Annotated in this window: 20 protein-coding genes; 9 read left to right on the top strand and 11 right to left on the bottom strand. The window is 73.6% G+C overall.

Annotated features, from left to right (window positions below; genetic code table 11):
• Positions 1 to 3 precede the first annotated feature (3 nt).
• Together AB0C17_RS24710 and AB0C17_RS24705 are read right to left on the bottom strand one after the other, a co-directional pair.
• On the bottom strand, positions 4 to 795 hold the full coding sequence (locus AB0C17_RS24710; RefSeq protein ID WP_357381255.1) for an enoyl-CoA hydratase-related protein: 792 nt from the start codon (positions 793 to 795) through the stop codon (positions 4 to 6).
• A 3-nt stretch (positions 796 to 798) separates the two neighbouring features.
• A complete protein-coding gene (locus AB0C17_RS24705) occupies positions 799 to 1,617 on the bottom strand; it encodes a PaaX family transcriptional regulator C-terminal domain-containing protein (RefSeq protein WP_357471839.1) in 819 nt (272 codons plus the stop codon).
• Between the two features lie 190 nt (positions 1,618 to 1,807).
• Between AB0C17_RS24705 and AB0C17_RS24700 the strand changes: the two genes are divergently transcribed.
• Positions 1,808 to 1,975 carry a DUF3117 domain-containing protein gene (locus AB0C17_RS24700; RefSeq protein ID WP_013283866.1) on the top strand — a complete coding sequence of 56 codons (168 nt, stop codon included), beginning with the start codon at positions 1,808 to 1,810 and terminating at the stop codon, positions 1,973 to 1,975.
• Between the two features lie 145 nt (positions 1,976 to 2,120).
• Entirely contained in the window at positions 2,121 to 3,599 is a 1,479-nt protein-coding gene (locus tag AB0C17_RS24695) for a leucyl aminopeptidase family protein (protein ID WP_357471842.1), read from the top strand.
• 31 nt (positions 3,600 to 3,630) lie between these two features.
• On the opposite strand, the gene AB0C17_RS24690 is transcribed toward AB0C17_RS24695, so the two are convergent.
• Positions 3,631 to 4,203 carry an O-methyltransferase gene (locus AB0C17_RS24690; RefSeq protein ID WP_357381262.1) on the bottom strand — a complete coding sequence of 191 codons (573 nt, stop codon included), beginning with the start codon at positions 4,201 to 4,203 and terminating at the stop codon, positions 3,631 to 3,633.
• Between the two features lie 290 nt (positions 4,204 to 4,493).
• Between AB0C17_RS24690 and AB0C17_RS24685 the strand changes: the two genes are divergently transcribed.
• Both AB0C17_RS24685 and AB0C17_RS24680 read left to right on the top strand, forming a co-directional pair.
• The gene (locus AB0C17_RS24685; RefSeq protein ID WP_357381264.1) at positions 4,494 to 5,798 is read left to right on the top strand and encodes a trypsin-like peptidase domain-containing protein; all 1,305 of its coding nucleotides are present in this window, start codon (positions 4,494 to 4,496) and stop codon (positions 5,796 to 5,798) included.
• Positions 5,799 to 5,870: 72 nt separating this feature from the next.
• Positions 5,871 to 6,293 (top strand): preprotein translocase subunit TatB, encoded by a 423-nt coding sequence (locus AB0C17_RS24680; protein ID WP_357381266.1) that lies wholly within the window; start codon positions 5,871 to 5,873, stop codon positions 6,291 to 6,293.
• A 139-nt stretch (positions 6,294 to 6,432) separates the two neighbouring features.
• Here AB0C17_RS24680 and AB0C17_RS24675 read toward each other — a convergent pair whose 3' ends face one another.
• The 3 genes from AB0C17_RS24675 to AB0C17_RS24665 form a co-directional block, all read right to left on the bottom strand.
• Positions 6,433 to 7,581: a P-loop NTPase gene (locus tag AB0C17_RS24675; RefSeq protein WP_357381268.1), complete on the bottom strand. Its 1,149-nt coding sequence runs from the start codon at positions 7,579 to 7,581 to the stop codon at positions 6,433 to 6,435.
• A gap of 72 nt (positions 7,582 to 7,653) precedes the next feature.
• Positions 7,654 to 8,250, bottom strand: a complete 597-nt coding sequence (locus tag AB0C17_RS24670; protein ID WP_357381270.1) for a DUF1003 domain-containing protein — start codon at positions 8,248 to 8,250, stop codon at positions 7,654 to 7,656.
• Positions 8,243 to 9,529: a CBS domain-containing protein gene (locus tag AB0C17_RS24665; protein ID WP_357381272.1), complete on the bottom strand. Its 1,287-nt coding sequence runs from the start codon at positions 9,527 to 9,529 to the stop codon at positions 8,243 to 8,245. Before AB0C17_RS24665 ends, AB0C17_RS24670 begins: the two co-directional genes overlap by 8 nt.
• Positions 9,530 to 9,562: 33 nt before the next feature.
• On the opposite strand from AB0C17_RS24665, the gene AB0C17_RS24660 reads away from it, so the two are divergent.
• Together AB0C17_RS24660 and AB0C17_RS24655 are read left to right on the top strand one after the other, a co-directional pair.
• Positions 9,563 to 10,432, top strand: a complete 870-nt coding sequence (locus AB0C17_RS24660) for a PhzF family phenazine biosynthesis protein (protein ID WP_357381274.1) — start codon at positions 9,563 to 9,565, stop codon at positions 10,430 to 10,432.
• 189 nt (positions 10,433 to 10,621) lie between these two features.
• Positions 10,622 to 11,155 carry a hypothetical protein gene (locus tag AB0C17_RS24655; RefSeq protein ID WP_357381276.1) on the top strand — a complete coding sequence of 178 codons (534 nt, stop codon included), beginning with the start codon at positions 10,622 to 10,624 and terminating at the stop codon, positions 11,153 to 11,155.
• Positions 11,156 to 11,180: 25 nt separating this feature from the next.
• Here the strand turns inward: AB0C17_RS24655 and AB0C17_RS24650 are convergent, their stop codons facing one another.
• A complete protein-coding gene (locus tag AB0C17_RS24650) occupies positions 11,181 to 11,876 on the bottom strand; it encodes an HAD family hydrolase (RefSeq protein ID WP_357381278.1) in 696 nt (231 codons plus the stop codon).
• 258 nt (positions 11,877 to 12,134) lie between these two features.
• On the opposite strand from AB0C17_RS24650, the gene AB0C17_RS24645 reads away from it, so the two are divergent.
• Positions 12,135 to 14,270, top strand: coding sequence for an APC family permease (locus tag AB0C17_RS24645; RefSeq protein ID WP_357471850.1), 2,136 nt, complete (start codon positions 12,135 to 12,137; stop codon positions 14,268 to 14,270).
• Between the two features lie 3 nt (positions 14,271 to 14,273).
• Here the strand turns inward: AB0C17_RS24645 and AB0C17_RS24640 are convergent, their stop codons facing one another.
• The 3 genes from AB0C17_RS24640 to AB0C17_RS24630 all read right to left on the bottom strand — a co-directional run bounded on the left by AB0C17_RS24640 (position 14,274) and on the right by AB0C17_RS24630 (position 16,132).
• Positions 14,274 to 14,918, bottom strand: coding sequence for a hypothetical protein (locus AB0C17_RS24640; RefSeq protein WP_357381282.1), 645 nt, complete (start codon positions 14,916 to 14,918; stop codon positions 14,274 to 14,276).
• A gap of 84 nt (positions 14,919 to 15,002) precedes the next feature.
• Positions 15,003 to 15,290 (bottom strand): hypothetical protein, encoded by a 288-nt coding sequence (locus tag AB0C17_RS24635; protein ID WP_357381284.1) that lies wholly within the window; start codon positions 15,288 to 15,290, stop codon positions 15,003 to 15,005.
• Between the two features lie 17 nt (positions 15,291 to 15,307).
• A complete protein-coding gene (locus AB0C17_RS24630) occupies positions 15,308 to 16,132 on the bottom strand; it encodes an SDR family NAD(P)-dependent oxidoreductase (protein WP_357381286.1) in 825 nt (274 codons plus the stop codon).
• A 123-nt stretch (positions 16,133 to 16,255) separates the two neighbouring features.
• On the opposite strand from AB0C17_RS24630, the gene AB0C17_RS24625 reads away from it, so the two are divergent.
• Positions 16,256 to 17,212 (top strand): CoA ester lyase, encoded by a 957-nt coding sequence (locus tag AB0C17_RS24625; RefSeq protein ID WP_357381288.1) that lies wholly within the window; start codon positions 16,256 to 16,258, stop codon positions 17,210 to 17,212.
• A 42-nt stretch (positions 17,213 to 17,254) separates the two neighbouring features.
• Here AB0C17_RS24625 and AB0C17_RS24620 read toward each other — a convergent pair whose 3' ends face one another.
• A complete protein-coding gene (locus AB0C17_RS24620) occupies positions 17,255 to 17,818 on the bottom strand; it encodes a DUF4190 domain-containing protein (RefSeq protein WP_357480653.1) in 564 nt (187 codons plus the stop codon).
• 154 nt (positions 17,819 to 17,972) lie between these two features.
• Between AB0C17_RS24620 and AB0C17_RS24615 the strand changes: the two genes are divergently transcribed.
• Positions 17,973 to 18,824 (top strand): SDR family NAD(P)-dependent oxidoreductase, encoded by an 852-nt coding sequence (locus tag AB0C17_RS24615; RefSeq protein WP_357381292.1) that lies wholly within the window; start codon positions 17,973 to 17,975, stop codon positions 18,822 to 18,824.
• Positions 18,825 to 18,826: the final 2 nt, after the last annotated feature.

Below are 18,826 nucleotides of genomic sequence, written 5' to 3'. Positions count from 1 at the left end.
CGGTCAGCGGCCCTGGAAGACCGGCTTCTGCTTCTCGACGAACGCCATCGTGGCGGCCCGGTGGTCGGCGGTGGCGCCGCAGATCGCCTGTGCCTGCGCCTCGGCCGCCAGCGCGTCGGCGAGCGTGCCCGCGTCGGCGATGGAGAGCTGGCGCTTGATCGCCCCGTATGCGACGGTCGGGCCGGCGGCGAGCCGTGCGGCCAGTTCCTGCGCGGCCGGGAGCACCTGCTCGTCGTCGTCCACCAGCCTGGTCAGCAGGCCCAGCCGGCACGCGTCGTCGGCGCCGACCGGCTCGGCGAGCATCAGCAGCTCGACGGCCTTGGCGTGGCCGACCAGCCGGGGCAGCGTCCAGGAGGCGCCGGTGTCGGCGGCGAGCCCCACCCCGGCGAACGCCATCAGGAACCGGGTCTTCGGACCGCCGATGCGGAAGTCGGCGAGGAACGCCAGCGAGGCGCCCGCCCCGGCGGCCATCCCGCGCACCGCGGCGACCACCGGCTTGGGCAGGTTGGCCAGCCGGGCGGCGATCGGGTTGTAGTGCGCCCGCACCGTGCCCAGCGGGTCCGCGTCCGCTGTCTCGAGCGTCCGCACGTGCTCGCGCAGGTCCTGCCCGGCGCTGAACGAGCCGCCCGCGCCGGCGAGCACCACCGCCCGGCAGGACCGGTCGGTCTCCAGCTCGGCCAGGGTGTCCCGGAGCGCCTCCTTGAGCGCCACGTCGAGCGAGTTCATCGCCGTCGGGCGGTTCAGCGTCAGGGTGACGACGGCGTCGGTGCGGTCGACGAGCAGCGGCTCGGTCACGTTCTAACGACCCTTCTGTCGGGCGAGGCGGTTGCTGGCGTCGAGGCACTGCTCGACGTACCGGTCGGCGGCCGGCCGGAGCCGGGCCGCGTGCCGGTCGAAGAACGCGGCCGCGCTGGTGCCCGGCCAGCGCTCGGGCAGCAGTGCCGGGGGCAGTTGCGGATCCCGGAACAGGAACGTACGCCACGCGTGCACGAGCCGGAACCGGGCCGCGTACGCGTCCTCGTCGTTGCTGCGCACCGTGATGCCGGAGAGCAGCGGCTTCTGCTCGGCGACGAAGCGTTCGTACGCCCGGCCGATCTCGGCCAGGTCCCAGGCGCGGCGGACCACGCCCATCGCACCTGGTGTGCCCGCCGCGTGCGCGGCGGTGAACCGCTCGAAGCGCACACCCGCCTCGTCGAGCAGCAGGTCGACGTCCTCCGCCGGGCGGGTGGCCACCCAGGTGCAGTCGTCGAGCGTGCCGTAGCCGAGGAAGGAGAGGTTCGCGGCGAGCCGCTGCCGGTCCCGTCGGGAGGAGGGCGCGGTGAGCACCAGGAGATCGAACCGTCCGTCCCAATTGTGCCGCCCGGTCCGGTAGATCCGGGACGCCGCCTCGTCGAGTCGACGAGCCGCCTTCGGGGTGATCGAATATCCCGGTCCGGACGCGAGCCGGAGCGGTTCCAGCCAGCCCTGGCGGACCATCCGGGAGACCGCGGTGCGTACCGCCGGTGGGGCGATCCCCAGCGGGGCGAGCAGCTTGACCAGGGCGGCGACCGGTGCGCGGCCACCCCGGGCCCGGAGGTGGTCGCCGTACAGGTCGAAGAGTGCCGACCGTGCCTGCATGACCGCACATTGTGACAGGCCTATCCAAGATAAGCTAGATGCTGTTACATCAATGCTGCCTCGGTTTGGGTCCGGCGGTGTTCATCAGGGAAAATCGTTTGTCGAGCCTTCCGTGATGGCTGCGGACGGCGATGGCGAAGTGGCTGTGGGGCAACTCACCGACCCTGGTGTAGGTCTGAGGGGAGACAACATGGCGGCGATGAAGCCGCGGACGGGCGACGGTCCGCTGGAAGTCACCAAGGAGGGCCGGGGCATCGTCATGCGAGTCCCGCTGGAGGGTGGTGGCCGGCTCGTCGTCGAGATGACTCCCGACGAGGCCACCGCGCTCGGTGACGCGCTGAAGGCGGCTGCGGGCTGATTCGAGGAGTGTCCCGCGCGGCATCCGCCGCGCGGGCGGTTCGTCCTACCCTGAGCCACCGGGCTGCCCGGTGGCTCAGGGTCTTTCCTCGACGGGTGCGTGGTGAAACGTGCCTGTTCACCCCTTCTCGGAGGTACGGTCCAGCGTGCTGGTCATTCGTCTGGTGAGCGGGCCCGCGGGGCCCGACGCTCTCGTCCTGCCCGTCCGCTCCGGAGGGCCGGACTCGCCGGACCCCCCGGACTCCCCGGCCCGACTGGTGCCGACCGCCGTGCCGGTCGGCGACGACGTGCGGGCCGAGGCCGCCGCCGTACTGCCCGTCACCCGGCTCACCGGCGCGGCCGGCGAGGTGCGCGAGCACCTGCGTCCCGGCGGCTCGCCGGCGCGGCTGTGGCTCCTCGGTGTCGGCGACGGCGACGAGCGCGACTGGCGTACCGCCGGGGCAGCGCTGGCCCGCGCGGCGAAGGATGAGACGCAGATCACCATCGCGCTTCCCGGTGAGGCGACGGCGGCGCTACGCGGACTGGCCGAAGGGCTGCTGCTCGGCTCGTACCGTTTCCGCCTGACCGAGGCCGGCGGGCGGTCCGCCCTGGCCGGGGTTTCGGTCCTGGTCGACGACCCGGACGCGCTCGCCGGCACGCTCGCCGCCGCCCGGGCCACCGCCGAGACGACCCGGCTCGCCCGGGACCTCACGAACATGCCCTCGTCCATTAAGAACCCGGAGTGGTTCGCCGCGCAGGTGGCCGAGGCCGCGTCCGGGCACCCCGGCCTGCACCTGCGGGTGCGCGGCCCGGAGGAACTGGCGGCCGAGGGCTTCGGCGGTCTGCTGGCCGTCGGCGGCGGATCCGCGAGCGGCCCGCGCCTGGTGGAGCTGGACTGGCGGCCCGAGGGCGCGCGTACCCACGTGGTGCTCGTCGGCAAGGGCATCACGTTCGACACCGGCGGCATCTCGATCAAGCCGGTGCCGGCCATGAAGCTGATGCGCAAGGACATGGCCGGCGCCGCGGCGGTGATCGCCGCGACGCTCGGCGCCGCCGAGCTGCGCCTGCCGGTACGGATCACCACGCTCGCCCCGCTCGCCGAGAACATGGTCAGCGGCTCGGCGTTCCGCCCCGGCGACGTGATCCGGCACTACGGCGGGCTGACCAGCGAGAGCACCAACTCCGACGCCGAGGGCCGGCTGGTGCTCGCCGACGCGCTGGCGTACGCCGCCCGCGAGCTGAAGCCCGACCTGCTGATCGACCTGGCGACGCTGACCGGCGCGAACGCCGTCGCCCTGGGCAAGCGGCACGCCGCGCTCTACAGCGACAACGACGCGCTCGCCGCCGGCCTGCTCGACGCGATCACCGCGGCCGGCGAGCGGGCCTGGCGGATGCCGCTCGCCGACGACTACCTGGAATACCTGGCCAGCGACGTCGCCGACCTGCACAGCTCGCCGGCGCAGGGCGCCGGTTCGGTGGTGGCCGCGCTGTTCCTGCGGGAGTTCACCGGCGACCTGCGGGACCGGTGGGCGCACCTGGACATGTCCGCGCCGTCCTGGTCCGACGACACGCACGGCGAGCTGGTCAAGGGCGCCACCGGCTGGGGCGTGCGCGGGTTGCTCCGCTGGCTGGCGACGCTGGGCTGAGTCGGGCGTGCCGGGGCACGTGGGGGCCGAGTCAGGCCTTCACCGCGGCGAGCAGGCCGTGGCCGACCGGCAGCAGCGCGGGCACCCACTGCTCCGACTCGCGGATCGCCTTGATCGTCTCCCGCACGGTGACCGTCTCGACGTCGCGCGCGGCCGGGTCGCTGATCCGGCCGGCCGCCAGCGCGCCGTTGAGCGCGAGCACCCCGCCGGGGCGCAGCAGCCGCAGCGCCGCGTCCACGTACGCGGCGAAGCCGGTCGCCACCGCGTCCACGAAGACCAGGTCGTAGGCGCCGTCCGCGAGCCGGGGCAGCACGTCGAGGGCCCGGCCGGTGATGATCCGGGTACGTCCCGACGGAAAGCCCGCCTCCTGGAACAGCCGCCGGGCGATGCGCTGGTATTCGACCTCGACGTCGATCGTGGTGAGCACCCCGTCGGGGCGCATGCCGCGCAGCAGCCACACGCCGCTCACGCCGGTGCCGGTGCCGATCTCCACCACCGCCCGGGCGTTGCCGGCGGCGGCGAGCAGCCGCAGCGCGGCGCCCGACCCGGGCGTGACCGCTTCCACCCCCACCTCGTGGGCGAGGGCGCGGGCCGTGCGCAGCACGAGATCCTCGGGGACGAAAGACTCGGCGAAGTGAAGCGCCTGGGCCGTCGAACTGCCGTGACCGGCGACCGTGGCGATGGGACACCTCCGAGGGGCGGACTGGTGCGAGGGGCGGTATGCACTGTGAGCGTAGAGGCGGGCCGGTACCGGCGCAGCCGCGAGTCCGTCGCCGGGTGCTCACCGACGGCAACCCCTGACCCCATTCGCGCCATCCGTGTAATCCTGGATGGGTCCCGCGCGTCACTGTCGTCCGGCTCCGCCGGCCGCCGGCGCGGGGCCAGCGGGACGGAGTGGGAGGCACCGACGTGACCGACGGCTGGGACTGGCGGCGGCCCGGCGGATCGCCGGCACCGGGTGGGCCGGCGTCCGGACGACCGCCGCAGGACGCCCCGGGTCAGGTGCCGTCGCCGTGGTGGTCCGACGCGCTGGCCGACCCCTGGCGGGACCCGTACGCGCCCGCCGCCGTGGTGGTTCCGGCGACACCGGCGCCCGGTGCGGGGGAGCCGGAGCCAGTCACCGACCCCGATCTGCCGGCCCGGCCGGGGCTGCGGCAGGTGGTGCTGATCTCGCTGGTCACCGCGCTGCTGGCCGGTTCCCTGGGCAGCGCCCTGACGTACGCGTTCCTGCGCGGCGGCGACGTGCCGACGATCGGCGCGCAGTCCGGCCAGGCCCCGGCGCTGGCGCAGCGCAAGCCCGAGTCGCTGGCCGGGGTGGCCGAGCGGGTCCTGCCCAGCGTGGTCACCATCCGCGTGGTCAGCCTCGGCGGCACCAGCGAGGGCTCCGGCTTCGTGGTGACCAGCGAGGGCCACATCGTCACGAACGACCACGTGGTCGCCGACGGCCCGGGCAAGGCCACTGTCGTGTTCAACGACGGCAGCACCGCCGCCGCCACCGTGGTCGGGCAGGACCCGGAGTCGGACCTCGCCGTGATCAAAGTCTCCCGCGGCGGGCTGACCCCGGTGCAGTTCGGCGACTCCGACGCGCTCGCCGTCGGTGACCCGGTGCTCGCCATCGGGTCACCGCTGTCGCTCGCGAACACCGTCACCGCCGGCATCGTGAGCGCGCTGGACCGGACCATGCAGGCCGGCGAGCCGGGCGGGCCGACCCGCTACTACGCGGCGATCCAGACCGACGCCGCGGTCAACCACGGCAACTCCGGCGGCCCGCTGGTGGACGGCGCCGGGCGGGTGGTCGGGGTGAACTCGACGATCAAGTCGCTGGTGGCCGACGGGCAGGAGGCCGGCAACATCGGCCTCGCCTTCGCCATCCCGATCAACCAGGCGAAGCGGATCACCGAGGACATCATCGGCACCGGCAAGGCCCGGCGTACGGTGATCGGCGCCCAGGTCGGCGGCACCGGCGCCACCGGCGGCGGGGTACGCCTCAACGCGGTCGAGCCGGCCGGCCCGGCGGCGGCTGCCGGACTCCGTACCGGGGACGTGGTGCTGCGGCTGGACGGCCATCCGATGACCGATCCGACCGACCTGGTGGCCCTGGTGCGCAAGTACGCGCCCGGTTCGGTGGTGACAGTCGAGTACCGGCGCGGGTCGTCGCGCCAGAACGCGTCGGTGACGCTCGCCGCTGACGCGAAGTAAGCACCCGTCACCCCCTCCCGGATGGTCACCTGACGTGCGTAGTCTTGCCCTCACACGGACGAGGAGGCCGCGGTGTTCGAGAACCTGAACTGGTGGGAGATCGGCGTCCTGCTGCTCCTGGCGCTGTTGATCTTCGGGGACCGGCTGCCCAACGTGATCAGCGACGGCCTCCGGATGGTCCGCAACCTGCGCAACATGGCGCGCAACGCCACCGGCGACCTGAGTCGCGAGCTGGGCACCGACATCCAGCTGGAGGATCTGCACCCCAAGGCGTTCATCCGCAAGCACCTGCTCAGCGAGGAAGACGAGCAGGCGATCCGCAAGCCGCTCCAGAGCATGTACGACGACCTGCGCTCGGACGTCACAGGCGTGCACGACGAGTTGAAGGACGTGGCGAAGGCCGCCGACCTGCGCACCCCGAGCGTGGCGACCAGCACCCCCGCACCCACCCCGACGCCCCCGGCCCCCCGCCCGTCCTACGACGACGCCACCTGACCGCTCGCCCTCTCGCGCGCCGTCGATCATGAAGGTGGCGGCGCGTCGGCGACCGCCAACCTCATGATCGTCCGCTGAAACGGGCGCCGCCCCCTCCCGCATGGCGGGAAGGGGCGGCGGAGAGCGGGAGCGGTGCGGGTCAGCGGCCGGCCGGCTTGAGGCCCAGGGGCTTGCCGAGCAGGGACTCACGGCGCACGGCCAGGCGGTCGGCGACCTCGAACAGCGCCTTCGCGGCCGGGGCGTCCGGCTGGGCCAGCACGATCGGCTGACCGGCGTCGCCGCCCTCGCGTACCCGGGTGTCCAGCGGGATCTGCCCCAGCACCGGCACCTGCGCGCCGATCGTACGGGTCAGCGACTCGGCCACCGCCGCGCCGCCGCCGGCCCCGAAGACCTCCATCCGGGAGCCGTCCGGCATCTCCAGCCAGGACATGTTCTCGATCACGCCGACCACCCGCTGGTGGGTCTGCAACGCGATCGCGCCGGCCCGCTCGGCCACCTCGGCGGCGGCCGCCTGCGGCGTGGTGACGACCAGGATCTCCGCGTTCGGCAGCAACTGGGCCACCGAGATCGCGATGTCGCCGGTGCCCGGCGGCAGGTCGAGCAGGAGGACGTCCAGGTCACCCCAGTAGACGTCGGCGAGGAACTGCTGGAGCGCCCGGTGCAGCATCGGCCCGCGCCAGACCACAGCGGCGTTGCCGGGGGTGAACATGCCGATCGAGATGACCTTCACGCCGTGCGACTGCGGCGGCATGATCATGTCCTCGACGCGGGTCGGCGCACCGTCGGCGCCGAGCATCCGGGGCACCGAGTGACCGTAGATGTCCGCGTCCACCACGCCCACCGACAGGCCCCGGGCGGCCAGCGCGGCGGCCAGGTTGACGGTGACGCTGGACTTGCCGACGCCGCCCTTGCCGCTGGCGACCGCGTAGACCCGGGTCCGCGAGCCCGGCTGGGCGAACGGGATCACCGGCTCGGCGGTGGCGCCGCCACCGCGCAGCTTCGACTGCAGCTCCTGGCGCTGCTCCGGGCTCATCACCCCGAAGGTGATCTCGACACCGCTCACGCCGGGTACCGCGCCCACGGCGGCGGTGATGTCGCTGCGCAGCTTGTCCTTCAGCGGGCAGCCGGCCACGGTGAGCAGCAGCTCCACCCGGACCACGCCGTCCTCGTCGCGCTCGGCGGACTTGACCATGCCGAGTTCGGTGATCGGCCGGCGGATCTCCGGGTCGTTGACGGTGGCCAGGGCGGCCTGGATCGCGTCGGAGACGGTGCTGACGGGTGCTGACATGCCCGCAATGCTACGTCGCGGGTCATCCGCCACCGCCGCTGGCGGGGGCGGTGTGAGCGATTCGATGACCGGTCAGCGGTCGCGCGCGTAGTCGCTGTCCAGCTCGTCCCGGGGCTCGTCCAGCGGCTCGCCGCCGCCCGCCCGCCGGCCCTCACGCTCCTGCTGCCGCCGCTCCAGCTTGCGCCGCCGCTCGGCCGCCTCGTCCAGCTCCTCACCCAGCCGGGTCAGCTCCGAGCGCAGGAAGTCCCGGGTCGCCACGTCACCCATCGCTATCCGCAGCGCGGCGATCTCCCGGGCCAGGTATTCCGTGTCGGCCTTCTGCAGCGTGGCCCGCCGCCGGTCCTCGTCCATCGCGATCCGGTCCCGGTCCGCCTGCCGGTTCTGCGCGAGCAGGATCAACGGCGCGGCGTACGACGCCTGGAGGGAGAGGATCAAGGTCAAGAACGTGAAGGTGTACGGGTCGAAGCGCAGATTCGCCGGCGCCAGCGTGTTCCACAGGAACCAGGCCACCAGGATCAGCGTCATGTAGACGAGGAAGTTCGCCGTACCCATGCCCCGGGCGATGCCCTCGGCCCAGCGGCCGAACGTCTCCGCGTCGACCCGCGGCAGGTGCAGGCTCCGCGGGGCGCGCGGCTGGTCGAGCCGGTCGCCGCGTCGCTGGTCACTCATCGTCGCCGTCCAGGGTGCCGTCGTCGGTGGCGGACGAGGTGGATGCCGCGTCCCGTTCCCGCCAGTCCCGCGGCAGGGAGTGGTCCAGCACGTCGTCCACTGTCACCGCGCCGACGAGCCGGTTGTTCCGGTCCACCACCGGCATGCCGACCATGTCGTACGTGGCCATCCGGCGGGTGATCTCGGGCAGCGGGGTCGACGTGCGCAGCGGGTCGATGTCGTTCACCACGATGCCGCCGAGCAGGTCGGCCGGCGGTTCGCGGAGCAACCGCTGGAAGTGCACCATACCCAGGTAGCGGCCGGTCGGTGTGGTGAGCGGGGCACGGGCCACGAAGACCTGGGCCGCCACGGCGGGGGACAGTTGCACCTCCCGGATCCGGGCCAGCGCCTCGGCCACCGTGGCGTCCGGCGGCAGGATCACCGGCTCCGAGGTCATCACGCTGCCGGCCGTTCCGGAGGCGTAGCGCAGCAGCTGGCGTACCGGGTCGGCCTCGTCCGGCTCCATCAGGTCCAGCAGCACGTCCTGCTCCGGCGGGGGCAGCTCGTTCAGCAGGTCGGCCGCGTCGTCCGGTTCCATCTCCTCCAGGACGTCGGCGGCGCGCTGGCGGTCCAGCGCGGCCAGGATCTCCACCTGGTCGCGCTCGGGCAGCTCGCTCAGCACGTCGGCCAGGCGTTCGTCGTCGAGCGCGGCGGCCACCTCGTTGCGCCGGGCGTCGGGCAGGTCCTGGAGGGCGTTCGCCAGGTCGGCCGGGCGCATGTCCTCCAGGACGGCGAGCAGGTTCGCCGTACCCCGGTTGTCGCCGACCGTGCCCAGGCCGCGGACCCGGTCCCAGTCGACCTGGTGGAGGTGGCCGCGGCGGGTGAGCCGGCCGGTGTGCTCGCGGACGGCGACCCGGCCCAGCGCCCACTCGCCGCCGCGGCTGCACTCCATCGCCACGTCCACCACCGAGCCGGCCTGCCCGCTGTCGAGCTGGACCCGCCGGTCGAGCAGCTCCTGGAGCACCAGCAGCTCGTTCGGGCGCTTCTCGAACCGGCGCAGGTTGAGAGTGCCGCTGCCGAGCACCACCGCGTCCGGGTCGATGGAGGTGATCCGGTTGATGGACAGGAAGATGCGTCGCCGCATCGGCATCTCGGCGACCAGACCGACCACCTCCGGCGGTCGCTGCGTCGCGCGCATCCGGGCCACCGCGTCCCGGACACGGCCGACCTGGTCGCCGTTCGGGTCGAAGACGGCGACTCCGGCGAGTCGAGCGAGGTAGACCCGGTTCGGCGTGCTCACGGGCACCAGCCTAAGGGCCTACTCTCTAACAGCATGTCGACCTTGGGCTACGAGATCGTGGACGTCTTCACCGACCGCCCGTTCGCCGGCAACCCGCTGGCCGTGGTGTTCGGCGCGGAAGGGCTGGCCACCGAGCAGATGCAGGCGCTCGCGCTGGAGTTCAACCTGTCCGAGACGGTCTTCGTGCTGCCCCCGACGCAGGTGGGCGCCACCTACCGGGCCCGGATCTTCACCCCGGCCGACGAGCTGCCGTTCGCCGGGCACCCGAGCGTCGGCGCCGCGGTGACCGCGAGCCGGCGCGGCGTGTTCGGCACCGGCCGGGTCACCCAGGAGTGCGGCGTCGGCGTCCTGCCGCTCGAGGTGACGGCCACCGGCGCGACGCTCACCGGCGGCACGCCCACGCTCGGCCCGGAACTCGACCCGGAGCCGCTGCTGGAGATGGTCGGCCTCGCCGGACCGGACCACGTCGGCCCGCCACCCCGGGTCGCCGGGTGCGGTCTCGAATTCCCCTACCTTCCGGTACGCCCGGACGCGGTGGCCCGGGCACTGTTGAACACGACGGCGGCGCAGCGGTACGGAGTGGAGCACGTCAGCCTTTTCTCCTGGGACGCCGATTCGCAAACCGCGCACGCCCGGGTCTTCGTGCCGGGGCTGGGGGTACCCGAGGATCCGGCGACCGGCTCGGCCGCCCTGGGACTGGGCGTGTGGCTGGTCGCCAGCGGCCTGCTTCCCGGCGACGGCCGCGCGGAGTACACCGTCCGGCAGGGCATCGAGATCAACCGCCCGTCCACGCTCCACTGCACGGTGACCGCCTCCGGCGGGCTGGCGATGGGCGCGACGGTCTCCGGCCAGGTGATGCCGGTGGCCCGAGGCGAGATCACCGTCCCCCCCTTCATCGGCTGAGCCCACCCACCCCCCACCCCATCCCTCCTCCCTCCTCCGCCCCCCGCCCCCCGCTCCGGTGATCAAGGAGTTTGTGCCGGCGAACGGGCCGGGGAAGGACACAAACTCCTTGATCACCGCGGGCGGGGGTGGGGGCGGCGGGGGCGGGCGGGGTGGCGGGGTGGCGGGGTGGGGCGAGTTGGGGTGGGGATGGGGGAGGATGGCGGGGTGAGCGACGAGGTGGACGAGCGGGTGACGCCGCCGCTCGTGGACGAGGCGGTGAAGAAGGCCGCGGTCTGCTGGGTGAGCACCGGCGGCGGCCCGGCGTACGCGCTGTGGTGCCTGCCGGTGGAGGGCACGCTGCTCGTGGTCACCGGCCCCGGCGAGCAGGCCGCACCGGGGCTGGCCGGCAGCGACACCGCCGACGTGACGCTGCGCGGCGATCACGGCGGGCGGATCGTCACCTGGCCGGCGCGGGTGACCCGGCTGCGACCGGGCACCGAGGAGTGGGAAACCATCGCGCCGCTGGTCGCGGCGAAGCGGCTCAACGCCTCCGGCTCCGCCACGGAGCTGGTCGAGCGGTGGGCGGCGCAGGGCTGCGCGCTCAACCGGCTCGCGCCCGCCGGCACCGCAGTGACCGGCGCCGACCTGCCGGACGGCTCGCTCAGTGAGCAGCCCCGGCCGGCGCCTGTGGTGCGGGCCGCCCGCAAGCCGTTCCGCCTGCACCGCGTCCGCCGCCGCTGACCGTGTGAAGCCGTTGACGAGCCGGTCAGGCGACAGGGACCGGGTCGAGCAGGCCGAGCACCTCCGTCAGCGAGGTCATCGACGGCCCGTGGAAGCCGTGGTCGGCGTTGAGCACCACGTGGTCGGCGAGGTCCGGCGCGGCCAACCGGACCGCGCTCAGCCCGGCCCGCTCCGCCCCGGTGAGTTCCTGACTGTCGCCGTCGCCGACGTAGAGGCAGTCGGCCGGCTCCTGGCCGAGCCGGTAACACGCGGCCAGGTAGAGCGCCGGATCGGGCTTGCAGCGTCCGACCCGTATCGAGAAGACCTGGGCGTCGAGCAGTGGCGCGACGGCGAGCTGCGGCAGGAACGCCGGCAGCTCGTGCGTGCAGTCGCTCACCAGCCCGGTGCGTACGCCCCGGTGGCGCAACGCGGCCAGCACCGGCACCGCTTCGGCGCGTAGCCGGGCGCCGGCCCGCACGGCCCGGTGGCGGGTGGCGACGGCGGCGCGTACCGCCGCGTCGGACGGGTGGACGCCGAGCCGGCCGCACACCCACCGCATCGTCGACTCGGCGTCGCCGAAGGATCCGCTGGCCCGTTCGTAGTAGCTGCTGTCCAGCACCTCCACCAGGGACTCGGTGGAGCAGCCGAGCGCCTCGGCGGTGGCGCGGTGGGCGGCTCCGCGCCGCGCGCCGTGGGTCAGGGTGCCGAAGAAGTCGAACAGCACCGCCTGGAACCTGGGCATGAGGGACGCCTCCGGACGTCTGTCAGGGATCGCCGGGACGTGCATGATCGTAACGGTTCGTTGACGGTGCGTGTCTGTCGGGTGTCCGGGTGAGGATTACCGACCGTTCCGCACCCGCCACTCGACGCGTCGGCTGGTCGGCGATCCTCGCCTGGGGCGGCTCTGGCCGGCCCGACGCCGCCGGGCGGCTGAGCCGGTCGGGGCGAAGTCGCGCCGTTCCGGCCACCGGGCGGTCCGGTTTGCACGAAAGTGCTCAGGGTGGGGGCGGACCGGGACGACGCGGCGGAGGCGGGCACCGTCGTCACGCCCTCGGCCGAGTTCCCGCCGCTCGGCGACGAGGACCGGGCGGCGCTCGGCCGGATCGGCGAACGCTGGCGCGGCCCTCGCGACGCCGACGACCTGCCGGTGGACCCGGCGCTCGGGCGGCACGACCGTCACCCGGCGCCGACCCGGTTCGGCCGGCTGGCGCCGATCGACATGTTCACCGTGGCGCAGCCGGGCGAGCTGGTCGCCACCGGGGCGGCCGACCTGCCCGGTGGCCGGGCCGGGCGGGCCGCCACCCGGGTCCGCCGGGCCCTGTTCGGTCCGCCGTTGTCCAGCGCTTCGGTGCTGTACGAGCGGATGCGCAAACTGGTCGCGCTGCCGGTGCTCTCCTCGGACCTGCTCAGTTCCGTGGCGTACGGGCCGGAGGCGATGCTCGCGGTGCTGGTGCTGGCCGGGAGCGCCGCGCTCGGCCTGGCGTTGCCGCTCGCCGCCGTGCTCGTGGTGCTGATGGTCGCGGTCGGCCTGTCCTACCGGCAGACCATCCCGGCCTACCCGCACGGCGCCGGCTCCTACATCGTCGCGGGGGACAACCTCGGGCGTACGCCGGGACTGGCCGCCGCCGCCGGGCTGATGCTCGACTACGTGCTGACCGTGTCGGTGTCGGTGGCGGCCGGGGTGCACGCGGTCACGTCGGCGCTACCCGGGCTCGGCCGGTGGACCGTGCCGCTCGGGGTGCTGGTGATCGCCGTGCTGCTCGCCGGCAACCTGCGCGGCGTACGGACCGCCGGGAACATCTTCGTGCTGCCCACGTACGCGTTCGTGGTGGTGCTGGTCGCGGTGCTGGCGGTCGGGTACGCGAAGGCCGCCTCGCGGGGTTTCGCGCCGCTGCCGCCGCCCTCGGTGCCCGCCGCCGAGGGCCTTGGCGTGCTGCTGGTGCTGCGCGCGTTCTCCTCCGGCGCGGTGTCGATGACCGGCATCGAGGCGGTCTCGAACGCGGTTCCCGCGTTCCGGCCGACCGAGTGGCGCAACGCCCGCACCACGCTCGGCTGGATGGTCGCCATGCTGGTCACGCTGTTCGCCGGCCTGGTCGGGCTGATCCACCTCGACGGCCTGGCGCCCCGGGCGGACGAGACGCTGCTGTCCCAGCTCGGCCGGGTGACGTTCCCGAGCGGGCCCGGGTACGCCATCCTCCAGGCCACCACCGCGCTGATCCTGCTGCTCGCCGCGAACACCGCGTTCAACGACTTCCCCCGGCTGCTGTTCTTCATGGCCCGGGACGGCCACGCGCCGCGCCGGTTCCTGCACATGGGCGACCGGCTGGCCTTCAGCAACGGGCTGGTGGCGCTGGCGCTGACGGCCGCGCTGGTGTTCGTCGCGTTCGGCGGGCACACCGAGCGGCTGATCCCGCTCTACGCGGTCGGTGTGTTCCTCGCCTTCACGCTGTCCCAGACCGGGATGGTGGTGCACTGGCGGCGCCACCGGGGGCCGGGATGGCGTCGCCGGCTCGCCCTGAACGCGGCGGGTGCGGCGCTGTCCGGGCTGGTGCTGCTCACCGCGGCGGTCGCCAAGTTCACCGAGGGCGCCTGGGTGGTGGTGCTCGCCGTGCCGCTGCTGGTGCTGCTGTTCCGCCGGATCCACAGGCACTACGACCGGCTGCACCGCGCGCTGGCGCTGCACCCGCCGCCGTCGGCGCCGCCCGCCGAGGGCGACGAGCTGCCCCAGCAGGTACGCCATCTGGTGGTCGTGCCGGTGGCCCGGCTGAACCGGGCGTCGCTGCGCGCACTGGCGTACGCCACGTCGCTCGGGCGGCCGACGCTCGCCGTGCACCTCGCGCCGGAGGAGGCCGAGGCGGACCGGTTCCGGGACCAGTGGCGGGCCTGGGGCGACCACCTGCGGCTGGAGACGATCGTGTCGCCGTACCGGTCGGTGATCGGGCCGCTCGCGCACTACCTGGAGGCGCTGCACGCCGCGCACCCGGAGCTGACGCTCACCGTGATCGTGCCGGAGGTGGTGCTGCGCCGACGGCGGTACCGGTTGTTGCACAGCCGCGCCGAGCAGCGGCTGCGGGCGGCGTTGCGGGCGCTGCCCGGCGTGGTGGTCACCAGCGTCCCGGTGCACGTGTCGCGGTGACGCTCAGAGGTACCCGGCGAAGTGGTCGGCGACCAGCGCGGCGACCGCCTCGGCGTCCCGGCCCAGGTCCACCTCGATCACGCGTACCCCGAGCGTCCGGGCGCCGGCGACCGCGTCGGCGGCGACCAGCTCGTCGCGCGCGATCCGATGACGCCACGCCCGCTCCGGGTCGCTCACGCCGGGATGCCGGGCCGTCGCCCGCGGCAGCCGTTCCACCTGGTACGCGCGGAACTCCGGCGTCGGCACCAGCACCACCATCTGCCCTGTCGACTCGACGACCGGGGCGACCAGTTCGGGCCGCAGCCCCCAGCCCTCGGCGACCACCCGGCGGCCGCTCACCAGCGCGCTCAGGTCGTCGAGCACCCACTCGAAGCGGCGCGGAAACCCGGCGAGGGTCTCGGCTGCCATCCGCTCCGGGTCCGTCGTCACCCAGGTCGCCTCCGCGTCCGGGCCGTCCGGCGGCTCACCCCGTCGGATCCGGTCGGCGATCCGCCGGTCGTCGTGCCCTCGCGCGTCGTGGCGGTCGTAGAGGTACGCGGTCAGCCCGTACCGCAGTGCCAACGTGACCGCGAGTGTCGTCTTGCCGGCCCACTGCGCGCCGCCGATCCAGAGTGCGCGGCGGGCGGTGGCCAGGGGATCGAAGTCCACGCCCCGACACTGCGCCTCGCCAGCCTCAAGATCAAGTCTTGTTCTCGGCGTCCCCGCGTGATGAAGTGAGGGAGAAGGCGCAGCTCAGACGTCGCGTACCTCCAGCACCCGGGTGGCGGGCGCCGCGTCGCCCAGCTCGGCGCGCAGCGCGACGCGGTCCGGGTCGACCAGGAACGCGTCGAGCCCGGCGCGGGCGGCGAACCGGATGACGTGCACCTCGGTCTCCCCGTCGCCGGTGCGCAGCCGCCGTTCCAACTCGCCGCCGTGCCGGCCGAGCAGCGCCAGCACCCCGTCCTCGTAGCGCCGCCCGGCGTCCATGTCGGCGCTCAGGTCGACGAGCGCGACCAGCAGGACCTCTTGCTCTGTGGTCATATGTCCCCTCGGTGTCGTCAGGCGTCGAGCCCAACCGCCTGCGCGCTGGCGGTCCAGAGCCGCGCGGCGAGCGCCGGATCGGCCGCCTTGGGCCGGGGCCGGTGCGGCTTGCGGTCGGCGTAGTAGCCGCCGTCCGTCAGCCGGGACGGGTCCTGGCAGGCCAGCCACACGAGCGTCTCCGCGCCCTTCTCCGGGCTGCGGAACGGCAGCAGCCGCATGCCGAGCGCCACGATCCGGCTCTCGTTGCCGAAGCGGGTGCGCACCACGCCGGGGTGGAACGCGTGCGCCGGCACCTCCGGCCAGCGCCGCGCGGCCTCGGCGGTGAACAGGATGTTCGCCTGCTTGCTGGTGCCGTACGCCCGGAACGGCCGGTACGAGCGCAGCGCGGAATTGAGGTCGTCCGGGTCGAGCACGCCGCTGCGGTGCGCGTCCGAGGCGGTGACCACCATCCGCCCGATCCGGTCGGCCAGCAGGTTGCTGAGCAGGAACGGGGCGAGGTGGTTGGCCTGAATGCTCAGCTCGAAACCGTCGACCGTCGTGATCGGTTCCAGCACGATCGCGCCCGCGTTGTTGGCGAGCACGTCGATCCGGTCGTACCGCTCGCGCAGCCGTTCGGCGAGCCCGCGTACGTCGTCGAGCACGGCGAAGTCGGCGCGGAACAGCTCCGGCTGCTCACCGCAGCACTCGCGGACCCGCTCGCCCGCGGCGCGCAGCCGGGCCGGGTCGCGGCCGACCAGCACGACCTGGTCACCACGGCGAGCCAGCTCCTCCGCGGCGGCCAGGCCGATGCCGGAGCTCGCCCCGGTCAGCACCACGATCCGACGGTCAGTGAGATCTTCCACAGGTCCATTCACCCCAGTCACGGCACGAGGTTACCGTGGCGTCACCACGCCCTTTGGGATCGTTAAGTTCTCGAAATCCACCGCTGCGCCGGCACCGCGCCGGACGCTGGAAGGAGCGCATCCATGACCGCTGTCGGTCGTCCCCGCCGATCCTGCCTGGCGGTACCCGGCTCCAGCGTCAAAATGCTCGGCAAGGCCCAGGGCCTCCCCGCCGACCAGGTCTTCCTCGACCTGGAGGACGCGGTCGCCCCGCTGGCCAAGCCGGACGCGCGCAAGAACATCGTGGCCGCGCTGAACGAGGGCGACTGGACGGGCAAGACCCGCGTGGTCCGGGTGAACGACCTGACCACGCCGTGGACCTACCGGGACGTCATCGAGGTGGTCGAGGGCGCCGGGGCGAACCTGGACTGCATCATGCTGCCGAAGGTGCAGAACGCCGAGCAGGTGCACTGGCTGGACCTGCTGCTCACCCAGATCGAGAAGACGCTCGGCCTGGAGGTGGGCCGGATCGGCATCGAGGCGCAGATCGAGAACGCGGCCGGGCTGGTGAACGTGGACGCCATCGCCGGGGCCTCGCCCCGGGTCGAGACGATCATCTTCGGCCCGGCCGACTTCATGGCCTCGATCAACATGAAGTCGCTGGTGGTCGGCGCGCTGATCCCGGACTACCCGGGTGACCCGTACCACTACATCCTGATGCGCATCCTGATGGCCGCGCGGATGCACGACAAGCAGGCCATCGACGGCCCGTTCCTGCAGATCCGGGACGTGGACGCGTTCCGTGAGGTGGCGAAGCGCTCGGCGGCGCTGGGCTTCGACGGCAAGTGGGTGCTGCACCCCGGCCAGATCGACGCCGCCAACGAGGTCTACTCCCCGGCGCAGGCCGACTACGACCACGCCGAGCTGATCCTCGACGCGTACGACTACTACACCTCGGAGGCGGGCGGGAAGCTCGGCGCGGTGATGCTCGGCGACGAGATGATCGACGAGGCGTCCCGCAAGATGGCGCTGGTGATCGCCGCGAAGGGCCGTGCCGCGGGCATGTCCCGTACCTCCTCGTTCACCCCGCCCTCGGAGTGACCGGCCCGGGCCGCCCCGAGTTCGCGGGGCGGCCCGCCGGGTTCAGTAGGTCGTGCCGCTGTAGCCGGACGACTCCTGGTTGGCCGCCCAGACAATCAAGATCACGATGGCGGCGGTGGCCAGCACGGCCAGCGCGGTGGCGATCCAGCCGACGATGATGCCCGCGGTGGCGAAGCCCTCGCCGCCCTCACCGCGTTCCCTGATCTGCTTACGGGACACGTGACCGAGGATCGCGCCCACCACGCCGATGTAGCCACCGAGGCCGTAACCGCAGAGGCCGAGCGCGCCGATGATCGAAACGATCATCGCGGCGATGGCCAGGCCGTTCTGCTTCGGTCCGGCGGGGTACCCGTATCCGGGGTAGCCCCCCGGGGGCGGGTACGCGCCCGGCTGCGGGTAGGCGCCCGGCGGGTAACCGGCCGCCGCGTACGGGTCGGCGGACTTCATGCCGGCGTACGAGTCGGCGGGCGCGTACGGGTCCGCCGGGCTGGGCTGGGCCGGGATGGGGTTGCCGGCCATCGGCAGCAGCGGGTCAACCGGTGGGCTCGACTGCGGCCCGGCCGCCGAGGGGTCCTGCCAGCCACCGGACGGTGGGGGATAGGTCATCTGATCATCTCCAGGTACGTGGTCGCGCTCAGGGTAGCCACCCGGCGCGCGACACGGGCGTCCCCTTTCGGCCACCGCGTTGCCCGTTCGGTCGGCACCGGGCAGGATCTTCGGCATGGCACTTGACGCGCGTGGGGGTCGGTCGCGACGGGACATGAGCCGGCCGGGGTCGGTGCGGCGCCCGCGTGGCGGCGAGCCGGTCGGCGCCGCCGATTCCGAGCGGCCCGCGCCGCTGCCGGAACCGGCCACCATGCGCCTGGACGGCCGGGTCGCGCTGGTGACCGGCGCGGGCAGCCCCGACGGCATCGGGTACGCGACCGCGCGCCGGCTGTCCGACCTGGGCGCCCGGGTGGCGATCGTGTCCACCACGAGGCGCATCCACGATCGCGCGGGCGAGCTGGGTGTCACCGGTTTCGTCGCCGATCTCACCGACGAGTCGGAGGTGGGCGCGCTCGCCGACGCGGTCGCCGAGCAGCTCGGCGACGTCGAGGTGCTGGTGAACAACGCGGGGCTGGCCAGCCGGGCCAGCCCGGAGGTGCTGCGTCCGGTGGCCCAGTTGACGTACGACGAGTGGCGCGGCGAGATCGACCGCAACCTGACCACCGCGTTCCTGAGCAGCCGTGCGTTCATCGGCGGCATGGCCGAGCGGGGCTGGGGCCGGATCGTCAATCTGGCGGCCACCGCCGGGCCGGTGAACGCGCTGCCCACCGAGGCGGCCTACGCGGCGGCCAAGGCCGGCGTGGTCGGGCTGACCCGGGCGCTGGCGATGGAGATGATCGCCGACGGCGTGACGGTGAACGCGGTGGCGCCGGGCATCATCCACACCGCGGCATCCACCATGGCGGAGATCAAGCAGGGGCTCGGTACGCCGGTCGGGCGTCCCGGCACCCCGGACGAGGTGGCCGCGGCGATCGCGTTCCTCTGCTCACCGGCCGCCTCGTACATCACCGGGCAGATGCTCGTGGTCGACGGCGGCAACAGCGTCCGGGAGGCGCAGTTCCGCTGACC

It is taken from the genome of Micromonospora sp. NPDC048887 (assembly GCF_040649715.1).
Classification (GTDB): Bacteria; Actinomycetota; Actinomycetes; order Mycobacteriales; family Micromonosporaceae; genus Micromonospora.
The sequence above is the reverse complement of the archived record's forward strand: the minus strand, read 5'-3'. Positions and strand labels throughout refer to the sequence as shown.